Origin of the sequence: Halomonas alkaliantarctica, assembly GCF_029854215.1 — a bacterium.
GTDB classification, from domain to species: Bacteria; Pseudomonadota; Gammaproteobacteria; order Pseudomonadales; family Halomonadaceae; genus Vreelandella; species Vreelandella alkaliantarctica_A.
The window spans coordinates 1,562,801-1,575,338 of the sequence record NZ_CP122961.1 but is presented as its reverse complement, the minus strand read 5'-3'; the positions used below and the strand labels follow the sequence as shown (position 1 = coordinate 1,575,338).

General features: G+C 54.7%; 11 protein-coding genes. 2 read left to right on the top strand and 9 right to left on the bottom strand.

The genetic code is table 11. The features are described 5' to 3' along the window. Positions 1-79: 79 nt before the first annotated feature. The 4 genes from sixA to QEN58_RS07060 form a co-directional block, all read right to left on the bottom strand. A complete protein-coding gene (gene sixA, locus QEN58_RS07075) occupies positions 80-559 on the bottom strand; it encodes a phosphohistidine phosphatase SixA (RefSeq protein WP_280106418.1) in 480 nt (159 codons plus the stop codon). Beyond that, positions 552-1,679: an NAD(P)H-dependent glycerol-3-phosphate dehydrogenase gene (locus QEN58_RS07070; protein WP_280106417.1), complete on the bottom strand. Its 1,128-nt coding sequence runs from the start codon at positions 1,677-1,679 to the stop codon at positions 552-554. Before QEN58_RS07070 ends, sixA begins: the two co-directional genes overlap by 8 nt. A 103-nt stretch (positions 1,680-1,782) precedes the next feature. After that, positions 1,783-3,717 carry a molecular chaperone HtpG gene (htpG, locus tag QEN58_RS07065; protein WP_280106416.1) on the bottom strand — a complete coding sequence of 645 codons (1,935 nt, stop codon included), beginning with the start codon at positions 3,715-3,717 and terminating at the stop codon, positions 1,783-1,785. A gap of 152 nt (positions 3,718-3,869) precedes the next feature. Beyond that, positions 3,870-4,202, bottom strand: a complete 333-nt coding sequence (locus QEN58_RS07060) for a YkvA family protein (RefSeq protein ID WP_280106415.1) — start codon at positions 4,200-4,202, stop codon at positions 3,870-3,872. Positions 4,203-4,339: 137 nt separating this feature from the next. On the opposite strand from QEN58_RS07060, the gene QEN58_RS07055 reads away from it, so the two are divergent. Then, entirely contained in the window at positions 4,340-6,289 is a 1,950-nt protein-coding gene (locus QEN58_RS07055; protein ID WP_280106414.1) for a transglycosylase SLT domain-containing protein, read from the top strand. A 36-nt stretch (positions 6,290-6,325) separates the two neighbouring features. Here QEN58_RS07055 and QEN58_RS07050 read toward each other — a convergent pair whose 3' ends face one another. Beyond that, entirely contained in the window at positions 6,326-6,982 is a 657-nt protein-coding gene (locus QEN58_RS07050; RefSeq protein WP_280106413.1) for a LysE family translocator, read from the bottom strand. A 133-nt stretch (positions 6,983-7,115) separates the two neighbouring features. Here QEN58_RS07050 and QEN58_RS07045 point away from each other — a divergent pair, with 133 nt between their 5' ends. Further along, on the top strand, positions 7,116-7,319 hold the full coding sequence (locus QEN58_RS07045) for a cold-shock protein (protein ID WP_007114660.1): 204 nt from the start codon (positions 7,116-7,118) through the stop codon (positions 7,317-7,319). Positions 7,320-7,390: 71 nt separating this feature from the next. Here QEN58_RS07045 and QEN58_RS07040 read toward each other — a convergent pair whose 3' ends face one another. From QEN58_RS07040 to QEN58_RS07025, 4 genes are read right to left on the bottom strand one after another with little or no spacing between them, the layout of a single operon-like run. Beyond that, positions 7,391-8,125 carry a hypothetical protein gene (locus QEN58_RS07040; protein WP_280106412.1) on the bottom strand — a complete coding sequence of 245 codons (735 nt, stop codon included), beginning with the start codon at positions 8,123-8,125 and terminating at the stop codon, positions 7,391-7,393. A 44-nt stretch (positions 8,126-8,169) separates the two neighbouring features. Continuing rightward, the gene (gene yegS / locus QEN58_RS07035) at positions 8,170-9,129 is read right to left on the bottom strand and encodes a lipid kinase YegS (RefSeq protein ID WP_280106411.1); all 960 of its coding nucleotides are present in this window, start codon (positions 9,127-9,129) and stop codon (positions 8,170-8,172) included. A gap of 53 nt (positions 9,130-9,182) precedes the next feature. After that, on the bottom strand, positions 9,183-11,813 hold the full coding sequence (gene pepN, locus QEN58_RS07030) for an aminopeptidase N (RefSeq protein WP_280106410.1): 2,631 nt from the start codon (positions 11,811-11,813) through the stop codon (positions 9,183-9,185). A gap of 59 nt (positions 11,814-11,872) precedes the next feature. Then, positions 11,873-12,358, bottom strand: coding sequence for a YajQ family cyclic di-GMP-binding protein (locus QEN58_RS07025; protein ID WP_007114656.1), 486 nt, complete (start codon positions 12,356-12,358; stop codon positions 11,873-11,875). Between the last annotated feature and the right edge of the window lie 180 nt (positions 12,359-12,538).

The following is a 12,538-nucleotide window of genomic DNA, read 5'->3' as shown; positions in this document are numbered from 1 at the left end:
GGATGACAAAAGTAGCGCCCATGGATGGGTTAACAGCGCTCCCGCGTAGGGTTGTTTCGATCTCAGCGGCATCTAGCTCTTAAAGCTGGCTGGGCTGGGTAAAGCGCTTCAACTGTGCACAGCCTGCTGCCCACACCTCGGCCTCGAGCTCGGCGATAGCGGCGGTAGGAAAGCCAATACCCTGGGCAGGGCTGCCCTCTACTAACAACCCCGCCAGATCGCCCACCAGCGGCATATGGCTGACCAGCATAATCGGCGCACTTTCTGGCTGTTCAAGCAACCAGTCGCTTACCGCCTGGGGCGAATCATCCGGGGTGATAAAGTCCAACGTTTCAAGCGACGCTCCCAGCGCATCGCATAGCGTTTGCGCTGTTTGCTGCGCCCGCGCAAAGGGGCTGGCATAAATTCTCGGCGTAAATAGCTCGCCCGCAGCCACGCGCTTAGCCAGCCAACGCGCCATTTTTTCGGCCTCACGCTCGCCGTGGGATGTTAGTCGGCGCGCCTGGTCGGGATACCCCGGCGCGGCCTCACCGTGGCGCATAATCAGCACATCAGGCATTCCCACCTCCATTGTTCTTAGAAACCTGATCCTTAGAAACCTGGTTCTTAGAAGTTTGGTTGTGAGGAGCTTGATCTCGATGGGCCTGCTGTACTGCTTCGCGAGGCAAGATAAACTCCACATCGCTACTCTGCTCACCCATCATAAGGGTACGCGCCATCTCCTGGGCAGGTACGCCATCAAACAATACGTGATTAAGACCTTCCGCCAGCGGCATATAAACGTCCATCTCGCTCGCTTTAGCGCATACCAGCTTAACGGTATTTACCCCTTCTGCGACTTGGCCCAGGGCATCTACCGCCTCTTCAAGCGTGCGTCCTTCGCCCATGGCGTAGCCAACCCGGTAATTGCGCGACAGGTTAGACGAGCAGGTAACGATCAAATCACCTACTCCTGCCAGCCCTAAAAAAGTCATCGGGTTAGCCCCCTGCGCGACGGCAAAGCGGCTCATCTCGGCCAAGGCGCGGGTCATCAGCATACTGCGGGTGTTTTCGCCCATCCCCAGCGCTGCCGCCATACCGGCGGCAATCGCATAAATATTTTTCAGTGCACCGCCCAGCTCAACACCATGGCGGTCATCGCTGGCGTAGACCCGAAAGTAACGGCAGCCCAATACCTGCTGTACGCGGGTACGCGTAAGCGAGTCAGCGCTGGCAATCACGGTCGCGGTTAACTGCTTATCGGCAATTTCAGAGGCCAGATTGGGACCCGCAATCACGCCAATGTGACTAAAGCCCGTTTCCTGCTCAAGCACTTGGCTCATCAGCAAAAAGCCTTCCTGCTCGATCCCCTTGGTGGTGCTGACCAGTATCTGCTCGGGTCTCAACCACGCTTTCGCCGCCTGCACTACGCTGCGAAAGGCCTTTGAGGGAATCGCGATGAGCACTAGCTCCGCGTCAGCCAGCACCGTCTGAATATCCGCCGACGCCTCCACGGCGGGGTTCATCGCGTAATTCGGCAAGTAGCGCCCGTTACGGTGCTCTTGGTTGATTTGCTTGACCAGCGTTTCGTCACGCATCCACTGGCGAACGCGAGCGCCATTATCGGCGGCAATACTCGCTAGCGCCGTACCAAAACTACCGCCCCCCAGTACCGCTACGTTGGTTTGCTGCTCAGCCATGATGATGTCCTAGTAAGTCCTGCAGAACGTATATCCCTACTCTACCAAAACAGACGGCCCGCTGGGGTAACCAAGCGGGCCGTCATTAACGTAGCGTATCCTGTTAAGCAGTCAGTACACTATTCAGACGCTTCACGTAGGCAGCCGGATCATCCAAGTGGCCACCCTCTGCGATGATAGCTTGATCCAACAGGATATAAGCTAGCTGGGTAAAGAGATCGCCCTCAGCACCTTCCAAGCGTGCTACCAGCGCATGGCTTGGGTTAAGCTCAAGAATCGGCTTCACCTCGGGCAGCGGCTGACCGGCAGCTTCCATAATGCGGCGCATCTGGTAGCCCATCTCATGTTCAGGAAGCACGACGCAGGCCGGTGAATCAGTGAGACGGTGGGTCACTTTTACTTCTTGAACCCCATCGCCCAGCGCCTCTTTAACGCGCTTAACCAGATCCTCTTTAGATTTAGCAGTCTCTTCCTGAGCTTTCTTCTCTGCTTCGTCTTCCACATCGCCAAGATCAAGCTCACCCTTGGCCACATCGGCAAAGGTTTTACCATCGAACTCAGTCAGGTGGCTCATCAGCCAGTCATCGATACGGTCAGACAGCAGCAGAACTTCGATGCCTTTTTTGCGGAAGATCTCCAGATGCGGGCTGTTCTTGGCCGCATTGAAGCTATCAGCCACCACGTAGTAAATCTTCTGCTGACCCTCTTTCATACGCTCTACGTAGTCCGCAAGCGCGTGCTCTTGGGTAGCGGTATCGGTGTGGGTTGAGGCAAAGCGCAGCAAGCCAGCGATTTTTTCACGGTTAGACGGATCTTCACCCGGCCCTTCTTTCAATACGCTGCCGAAAGTATTCCAGAAGGTTTGATACTGCTCTTTATCCTTGGCGAGCTTTTTCAGCATGTCCAAACCGCGCTTGGTGAGCGCTGCTTTGATCTTATCGACGTTGGGATCTTGCTGGAGCAGTTCGCGGGATACGTTTAGCGACAGCTCTCGGGTATCCAGCACGCCTTTGATAAAGCGCAGGTAGAGCGGCAGGAACTGTTCAGCGTCGTCCATAATGAAGACGCGCTGCACATAGAGCTTAACGCCCCGGGCGCCGTCGCGGTCAAACATATCAAACGGCGCGCGGCCCGGCACATAGAGCAGGCTGGTGTACTCAAGCTTGCCTTCGACCTTGTTGTGACTCCAGGTCAGTGGGTCAGAGAAATCGTGAGAAACGTGCTTGTAGAACGCCTTGTACTCGTCGTCGGAAACCTCACTCTTGGGACGCGACCATAGCGCCGTCGCCTCGTTAACGGTTTCCCAGGTAGTCACTTCACTACCTTCGATGCTGTTGCCCTCATCGTCCTTGGCCGTTTCAGTCTTCGGCATGCGCACGGGCACTTCGATATGATCCGAGTATTTACGAACCAAGCCCTGCAGGCGATAGTCGTCGGCAAACTCTTTGGCGTCCTCTTTCAGATGCAGCGTGATTTCCGTACCGTGCTGAGCACGTTCGATATCGGCAACGGTAAATTCGCCTTCGCCTTTTGAGCGCCACTCAACGCCTTCGGCAGCATCCGTGCCCGCTTTGCGGGTGCGCACCGAAATTTCATCAGCAACGATAAAGCCCGAGTAGAAACCAACGCCAAACTGACCGATCAGATTGGCGTCTTTCTGCTGCTCACCGGAAAGCTGTTTAAGAAACTCGGCGGTGCCGGAGCGGGCGATGGTACCCAAGTTGGCGATCACGTCTTCGCGGTTCATGCCAACACCGTTATCACGTAGGGTGATAGTGTTGGCATCGCGGTCGTGTTCGATTTCAATACGTAGCTCGCTATCGCCTTCGTAGAGCGCATCGTTATCTAGGGCTGCGTAGCGTAGCTTATCGCAGGCGTCGGCAGCGTTTGAGATAAGCTCCCGTAAGAAGATCTCCCGGTTGGAGTACAGGGAGTGAATCATCAAATTAAGCAGTTGCTTAACTTCCGTCTGGAAACCGAGCGTTTCTTCGTGGTTAGCCGATTTATCAGTTGCTTGTTCGTGGGTAGCTGTAGTCATGCGCTTAGCCCTTATTCAATCACGTTGAGTCACATCCCTCTGCGTTTACATGCAGCGGAATAAAATGGTTTCGTGAGATAGATATGGGGATAGGCAGCGATTTTTCAAGCAACCTTGGTCAACAAGCCACTGGGGGTAACAAGCTGCGAGGGTCAAGAAGGTGTCATATCAGGATCGGGATATTTCCAGGCCCGATAGCCTTCCAGGCGCTGATCGATACGATTAAGTAGCCAGCCGACAATCAGCACGTCATCCACCACGCCGATTAGCATCAAAAAATCGGGAATCAGGTCGAATGGCATTACCAAATAGCCCAGCGCTAACGCCATCATGCCGAAGGCCGACCAGGGAATAGGCCGAAAGTCGCCACGAATCACATCACGCGTCATAGGGATAAATAACTTTAAAGCGCGCACAATACGTTTTGTCGCCCAAACGCGGGATTTGAGTCGACGCAGCAACCACCAAGTGGATAATGGAGCCATTAAGATTAAATCCTTTGAGTATCTGGGTTGTCAGATCATGATTGCGACTATTCGTTCAGTATAGCGGGTACCCCGCAAACTAAATGGGCTGACGTGACCCCAGACTAAGTGACATCGATTTATAGAGAGAGAGCACCATGTTGGTTTCGCCATTTCGCCATACTGCCCGTGTGCTGTGTACAGCACTACTGGCGGGATTGCCTGCGCTTTCGTGGGCCGCATCCGATAGTGAATTACGCGATGCGCTAGCTGCCGCAAGGGAGCAGCAGTGGTCCCAGGTTGATGAACGCTCAATTGAAAACCATCCGCTGCGCGGCTACGTGGAATACCACCGTTTAAGGGGGCAATTACCTAACGTTTCCCCTAACCGGGTACATCAATTTATCGACCAGCACGCAGACTCCCCCCTAGCCGGGTGGCTGCGTGGTCAAGCGATTGCAAAGTATGGTCACGCAGGGCGCTATAACGACCTGCTCGCGGTGGCCGATGGCGAGCCAGCAGGCACCGCTCGCCAGTGCTATTACTACACGGCACTGCTCGCGACTCAACCCCAGCTGGCAAGCGAGGCAGGATTAGATTTATGGCGTGTAGGCAGCTCGCAGCCCAACGCTTGCGACCCGCTATTTGAACGCCTGCGGGCCAACGGCACTATCGATGCCACGGCTATTTGGGAGCGTAAAATGCTCGCCTGGCAGGCGGGAGAAACGCGGCTATCGAGCTATCTTGGCGGGCTATTAGGCGGCCAGTGGCAAACAGCTCTAGACACTGTGGATAGTGTTACCGCCCGCAGTAGCGCCATTACCCAGGCGCCCACCTGCCTAGGGCCGGAGTGTGCTGCCACGGCAAGCTTCTACCGGGCCGCCATGCAGCGCTTTACCCGCGAAGACACCCCGGCAGCGCTCGCCGCTTGGCAGACGCTCTCGCCGCGTTTAAACCTGCTGCCCAGTGACCGTGCAGCCATTGAGGAAGAACTGGCGTTTTATACCCTGGTGCGCGATGTCCCAGGCACGCTTAGCTGGGTAGATAGCGTACTACCCACCCTTGAGAGTGAGCGTGTCCTAGAGTTGCGTGTCCGCCATGCACTGGCCAACCGGGACTGGAACGGGGTGATCCACTGGATTGCGGGAATGCCTGCAAGTCAGCAGGAAAATAGCCGCTGGCAATATTGGCTGGGCCGCGCCAATGGGCAGCTTGGCTATCAGGCGGCCGCCGAAGCCCGCTACCAGCAGGCTGCACAGGACCGCAGCTTTTACGGCTTTGCGGCAGCAGAAAAGCTCGGCCAACCCTATCAGTTGAATCTTGAGCGCAATCATTTTGACGAAATGTCGCGTCAACGTATTGCCCAACTCCCCGCCGTCCAGCGCACCGAGGCATTGCTACGCATTGGGGAAGATGGCCTCGCCAACAGCGAGTGGCTACACGCAGTGCAGAGCGGTTCTCCGCAACAGGCACGAGCGCTAGCCGACTATGCCGCTCAGCAGCAGTGGCATGCACGCCTGGTGCAAACCACCATTGCCGCTGAAATGTGGGACGCCCTGGATTGGCGTTTCCCCCAGGCCTACCACGACAGCTTTCAGCACTGGGGCCGTCTCACCGGCGTAGATCCATACTTATTGATGGCCATTACCCGGCGTGAAAGTGCATACAACCCTAACGCTCTTTCGCCCGCAGGGGCGCGTGGATTGATGCAGCTCATGCCTGGCACCGCCAGCCAAGTCAGCCGCGAGCTAGGCATTAGTGATCCTGGCCCTTACGGAGTCCTCGACCCAGAGCTCAATATTCGCCTGGGCAGCACCTACCTACGCGACAAGCTGCAACGCTACCAGGGTAATCGGCTGGCCGCCGCTGCGGCTTATAATGCTGGCCCAGGTCGCGTCGATCAGTGGCTGGGCGATGGCGTAGAGGCCTTTGATCTCTTTGTGGAGAGCATCCCATTTCGCGAAACCCGCGACTACGTGCAGGCAGTGCTTAGCTATCGAGTGATTTTTGAGAGTCTCGCCAACGGCGGCAGTAGCGAAGGCGTTTCACTGCTTAACGATAACGAGCAGCAGGTACGCTACGACCGAGCCCTGCTCGCCCGCCGCTAACCCCTTCTTCTCCTTACCATATTACCAGCGCCCGGTTTATACCGGGCGCTGTGTTAATGCCAGTCGAATCCCAAACACCACCAATACACTGCCCGTAGCGGCATTTAAAACTTGCGCAAAACGTGCGTTAGCCAACCACTTACCGGCACTTCCCACCATCATAACCACGCTGATTTGCCAAATATTGGCGATGATAAAGTGCACCCCCGCCAGCCATAGCGACTTCAGTAGCGCAGGGTCCCCAGGGGCGATGAATTGGGGCAAAAAGGCCATATAGAACACCACGGTTTTGGGATTCAACACATTGGACAAAAAACCCTCTTTAACCGGCTGCCAACGCGAAACGGCAGGCACGCCTTCCATTACCCCATTAACCGGCAGTGGCTGTCCTCGCCGTGCTGCTAACAAGCTGGTAATGCCCAGCCAAATTAGATAGCCCGCCCCCACCAGTTTCAGCATATGAAACGCCCAGGACGATTGCAGCAGGATCAATGAAATACCCAACGCAGAAATCGTGGCATGCACAAACAAGCCGCAGCAGATAGCCACACTCGTGGTAATGCCATCGCGGATACCACCGCGCGCCGTATTGCGAATCACCAGCAGCGTGTCAACGCCGGGGCTAATCGTTAGCAGCGTGATCGCCACCAGGAAGGAAATAAACTGTGTATCTATTAAACCTAACTGCATCATATGTGCTTGCTCGCAACCAAGTAAAAAATCTTAGGAATGTCGCTGGACGACAGCCGTGTTTACATCTAGAGTAATTGTAGCGGGTGGACAATTGAGTTGCCCGTGATTACTAAGCACGTTAAGGAAATAGAAAATGGCAACTGGCACTGTTAAGTGGTTCAACGACACTAAAGGCTTCGGCTTCATCTCTCCTGATGACGGCGGAGACGATCTGTTCGCCCACTTCTCCGAAATTCAAGCTGAAGGCTTCAAGACCCTGCAAGACGGTCAAAAAGTCAGCTTTGAAGTGACTCAGGGTAAAAAAGGCCTTCAGGCTTCCAACATCCGCCCAGCTTAATTGCTAACGGATGGACAAAGGCCCGCAACAGCGGGCCTTTTTTATTGCCTATCGAAAAATCACTGCAGCGATTACCTCTCACTCTGAGACTCATTGGTAGTGTCGGATTCCTGGGTATCTTCAGTGCTATCAAGCTCGCTTGACGACTCAACTACCGCTCCACTCTCGGCCTCTCGACTTTCCAACTCCTGAAACTGCTCTTCAAGACGTTGCTGTGCTTCTTCAAAACGGCGTTCGGTGTCTTCAATCAAAGCATCAACATCAGACGCCTCGCGATCATCTTGCAAAGGCGTCCGCTCTGGCAGACTACTCTCGGTGTCCCAGCTAGGCGAGGCACCATCGCTCTCCATCGGCTCTAAGGTCGGCGCCTGCTGCTCTACCTCCTGAAACTGCTCCTCTAAACGTTTCTCGGCCTCTTCGAAACGGCGCTCAGTTTCAGCAATAATCTCATCCACATCAGAGCGTGTGGCTTCACCCGGCATTGCGCTCTCTTCATCAAGCGCATCCTCAGGATCAGCCGCCAGGGTGTCTTCACCAGCCTCAACCTCGTCACCTTCTCCAGCCCCAGCGCTACCATTAGACTGAGTGTCGTCATCCTCTACTGCTTCGGGACTAGACATACCTGTATCGCTTTCAGCAGCGGACGGTGCCTGTGCCTCCCCTGCCCCCTCATCACGAGTCGTTGCTTCATCCGTCACCGCAGAATTATCATCGGGTGTCACGGTGGTATCTTCCTGGGAGTCACCGCAGGCACTAAGCAGCAGTGCCACAGCGGCGAGTGCGGGTATCCACACGCGATTTGCCATTGGGTTCTTCTCCTTTATAACGTTAAAAAGCTTAGCCAAGAGGGTTAAGGTCGATTGTTCGAGGAGAGCAACGGACACGCCTCTGGTAGTAATACACGCAGCGCGAGTGGCACCACTTCTGCACAGAACTGATCATAGTAGCGAGCCTCGCCATCTAGCGTGAGTGGCCAAGGTGAATCATTCGCTTGAGTGGTCACTGTCAGTTGGGTAGTGGTGAAATAGCGCACGAACCGCCCGTCAAAGGGAAAGTTTTGCAGCTCACTGATGAGTTTGGTCAACTCTGTTACCGACCGAAAGTCTTTCACCAGCAACACGTCCAAACGGCCATCATCCAATTTGGCACGCGGCGCCAGCACTTGGCCGCCGCCTGATTGACGGCCATTTCCCAGCGCCAGGAGCAGTAGCGAGGCGCTCTCCTCTTTTTCGTCCCAATGTAGCGTGCCGCGATAGCAACGGTGGCGCCAAGCTTTTAGCGCCCCCATTAGTGAGTAGGCCCCGCCCCCGAGCAACCGCTTTAAGGTTTTTGGTGTCGATGACGTCACTTCAGCGCCAAACCCACCGGTGGTCATGTTGATATAGTAGCTGGTGGCCGATTCACCCCCTGAGCTTGCTGTCACGCGTACAACATCAATTGGATAGGCACTTAATTCCCTTGCAGCGGCCAAAGCGGCGCCTGGCTCCAACGGTAAACCGACGGAGGTTGCAAAGTCATTGGCACTGCCTAACGGCACAATGCCCAACGCAGGACGTCGATCATGGGGCAAACGCATCAATCCGTTCATTACTTCGCTGACAGTGCCATCACCACCACAGGCAATCACGTGAGTCATGCCCATGGCGTGAGACTGCTCTGCAATATCCTCAGCGTCGCCACCTTCCCAGGTAGCGCGGACAGTAATCAGCATCCCTGCCTGACGTTGTTCATTGACTGCTTCACGCAATGCCGGATTACCGGCGGATTTACCATTGATAATCAGTAAATAGTGTTGCTGTGAGTCTGCCACTGTTGTTATTCCTTTCCTTGGTTTAACTGCGTGTTCACGACTGCGCTAAAAGCTTATGCCAGTGCTTTCTCGACCACCTCGTACACATTTGAAGATAGCGGCTGTTGCTTAATCCGCTCAAGCTCAGACCGCATAAGTGCTTGGCGCGTTTCATCAAAGCGCTGCCAGCGTGTCAGCGGAGTGATAAGTCGTGCAGCAATCTCTGGGTTAAGCCGATTAAGTTCAATGACCACATCGGCGAGCAGTTGGTAGCCTTGGCCATCCAAACGGTGGAAATTGACTCGGTTCTGAGCGAAGGCCCCCACCAGCGCACGGACTCTGTTGGGATTTTTAAGTGAAAAGGCGGGATGCTGCATCAGATACTTCACACGCTCAAGCACATCTGGCTGGGGACGCGATACCTGAACGGTGAACCATTGATCCATCACAAGCGGGTCATGTGCCCACTTTTCACCGAAGGCTTTGAGTGCTGGTGAGGCCAAGTCGTCACGATCACTGTGCACCAGCAGAGTCAAAGCTTGACGCACATCGGTCATATTATGGTCGGCAGCAAATTGTGCTTCACACAGCGCCAGGCCCTGCTCATCTTCAATCGACATAAGATAAGCGAGCGCGACGTTTTTCAGGCTACGCTGAGCTATTTGCTCCGGTGTGGGCGCGTACGCCTCCTCCGTCACATTGGCATCATAAATGGCGATAAATTCATCGCGCAGCGCCACGGCTAATGACTGGCGCACAAATTCGCGCGCTGCGTGAATGGCATCAACATCTACGATGGGCTGCTGCTCGGCGATATAGGCTTCTGAGGGCAGCGTCAGCATCTCAGCCAATACCGCCTTATCGCTCATTGGACTGTTCAGCAGTGATTTGAAGGCATCTACGACGCGACTGTCCATGACCTTCTCGACGCCATTTCGGTGGGCGGCAATTAAGTCATCCAAGGCTAAAAGCGCCAAGCGCTGGCCCGCATCCCAGCGGTTGAAGCCATCGCTGTCGTGGGTTAGCAAAAAGGCGAGTTCTTCCCGTGAATAGGGGTAATGCAGCTTCACCGGCGCGGAAAATTCGCGTAGCAAAGAGGGTACCGGTGCTTCAGCGACATCGGTAAACACAAACGTTTGTTCATCGTCACGCAGGTGAATAACCGTATCTTTACCTTGTTTCTCGCCATTGAGCGTCAGAGTGAGGTCTTGGCCCGACTTGGTTCCCACTAAGCCCATCCGCACCGGTATATGCAGCGGTAGCTTATCCGGCTGGCCTGGCGTCGCAGGGGTGCGCTGACGCAGCGTTAGGTGGTACTCGGCCTGCACATAATCATACTCGCCATGGGCGTCAATATCCGGCGTTCCCGCCTGGGAGTACCAGCGCATAAATTGGCTGAAGTCTTCACCGGAGGCTTCCGACATACAGCCGACAAAGTCTTCAATGGTCACCGCTTGACCGTCGAAACGCTCAAAGTAAAGGTCTGAACCGCGCCGGAAATTCTCCTCCCCCACTAAATTACGCAACATGCGTACGACTTCCGCGCCCTTTTCATAAATCGTCAGGGTGTAGAAGTTGGTAATTTCAATAAAGTGGTCGGGACGAATCGGATGCGCCGTAGGACCAGCATCTTCGGCAAACTGGGCCGTGCGGAAAAAAGAGACATCCTGAATGCGCTTAACCGGCGCAGAGTTGGTATCCGCTGAAAAGCACTGATCACGAAAAACCGTAAAGCCCTCTTTTAGAGAGAGCTGGAACCAGTCGCGGCAGGTGACGCGATTGCCCGACCAGTTGTGGAAGTATTCGTGGGCAACAATACCTTCGACGTTTTGGAACGCTGCATCGGTGGCCGTTTGGGGGTGGGTCAATACCGCGGCGGAGTTAAAGATATTGAGGCCTTTGTTTTCCATCGCCCCCATATTGAAGTCATTGACGGCCACAATCATAAACAGATCCAGATCGTACTCGCGACCGTATGCCTGCTCGTCCCACGCCATGGCACGCTTTAACGAGGCCATGGCATGCTCGGTCTTATCCAGGTTCTCTTTTTCGACCCAAATCTGCAGCGTGACATCACGCCCGTTCATGGTGGTGAAGTGTTCCTCTACGCTATGCAGGTTGCCTGCCACCAGGGCAAACAAGTAACAAGGCTTGGGGTGCGGATCTTCCCAGGTGACAAAATGACGATCGCCTTCCAGTTCGCCGCGCTCTATCGGGTTACCGTTAGCGAGTAAAATCGGTTCGTGCTGCTGATTGCCGATCACCGTTACCTTAAAAGTCGCCATGACGTCCGGACGGTCGGGGTAAAAGGTAATCCGCCGAAAACCTTCAGCCTCGCATTGGGTGCAGTACATGCCGTTGGATTGGTACAGCCCTTCTAACGCCGTATTTTCCTGCGGGGCGATCTCCACCTCGCTCTCCAATACAAACCGCCCGGGCACCTGGGCAATGCGCAGGTTTTCTTCATCTAGTTCATAAGCAGAAGCATCCAGCGGCGTTGCATCAATCGCCAGGGAGATAAGCTTTAGGTGCTCGCCATTTAGAACGAGCGGTGCATTCGCGTCGGCCTCTGGATGTCGCTCCATCAACAGTCGCGCCTTCACACGTGTCGCGGCGGGGTCAAGATCAAACGTCAGCTCGGTATGAGTTACCCGGTAGGCGGGCGGCTGGTAGTCGCTTAAATAAACCGGCTGCGGATCAGACATAGTGCGTGACTCCTGTATAAAACGAATATTACATAATTAGGAATGTTCAATATCACCGCTTAGTCGCGGAAGTTATCGAACTGGAGCGGCAAGTCCGGCCCCTCTTCGCCGCGTAGCAAAGCCATAACAGCTTGTAAATCGTCGCGCTTTTTACCCGTGACACGTACTTTCTCACCCTGGATTTGCGCCTGCACTTTGAGCTTGCTGGCCTTTATACGCTTGACCACATCTTTGGCTTCCGCCGCATCGAGCCCCTCCTTGAGGGCAACTTCCTGGCGCGCTTTAACGCCGGAGAGCACCGGGTCTTGCACATCCATACAGCGGGCATCGATACCCCGGGCGATGAGACGGGCACGCAGCACATCGAGCATCTGCTTGAGCTGGAAGTCTACTTCCGCTTCAAGCTGCACTTTGTCGCCTTCTAGGGTGAAGCTTGCATCGACGCCTTTAAAATCAAACCGCGACTGTACCTCTCGGTTGGCCTGATCAACGGCGTTCGCACCTTCGTGCTTATCGAACTCTGAGACAATATCAAATGAGGGCATGATGTAATTCCTGACAAGACATGACCACCTATTCTAGAGCAGCCAGCACCCTAGGGGCCAATTCTGTTGCTTATTGTTGGTTTTAAGGGGGCATTATTAAGACAAATATTCACAACAGCTGGAAAATATTTGTACAAAAACTGTCTTTAAGTAGATCTATGGTGATGTTCAACCCACTGC

What these genes read in the sequence shown, in the direction of transcription:
- QEN58_RS07025 (WP_007114656.1), bottom strand. Translation starts at nt 12,358, where the DNA reads ATGCCCTCATTTGATATTGTCTCAGAGTTCGATAAGCACGAAGGTGCG.
- pepN (WP_280106410.1), bottom strand. Translation starts at nt 11,813, where the DNA reads ATGTCTGATCCGCAGCCGGTTTATTTAAGCGACTACCAGCCGCCCGCC.
- QEN58_RS07055 (WP_280106414.1), top strand. Translation starts at nt 4,340, where the DNA reads ATGTTGGTTTCGCCATTTCGCCATACTGCCCGTGTGCTGTGTACAGCA.
- sixA (WP_280106418.1), bottom strand. Translation starts at nt 559, where the DNA reads ATGCCTGATGTGCTGATTATGCGCCACGGTGAGGCCGCGCCGGGGTAT.
- QEN58_RS07060 (WP_280106415.1), bottom strand. Translation starts at nt 4,202, where the DNA reads ATGGCTCCATTATCCACTTGGTGGTTGCTGCGTCGACTCAAATCCCGC.
- QEN58_RS07070 (WP_280106417.1), bottom strand. Translation starts at nt 1,679, where the DNA reads ATGGCTGAGCAGCAAACCAACGTAGCGGTACTGGGGGGCGGTAGTTTT.
- QEN58_RS07040 (WP_280106412.1), bottom strand. Translation starts at nt 8,125, where the DNA reads ATGGCAAATCGCGTGTGGATACCCGCACTCGCCGCTGTGGCACTGCTG.
- QEN58_RS07045 (WP_007114660.1), top strand. Translation starts at nt 7,116, where the DNA reads ATGGCAACTGGCACTGTTAAGTGGTTCAACGACACTAAAGGCTTCGGC.
- QEN58_RS07050 (WP_280106413.1), bottom strand. Translation starts at nt 6,982, where the DNA reads ATGATGCAGTTAGGTTTAATAGATACACAGTTTATTTCCTTCCTGGTG.
- htpG (WP_280106416.1), bottom strand. Translation starts at nt 3,717, where the DNA reads ATGACTACAGCTACCCACGAACAAGCAACTGATAAATCGGCTAACCAC.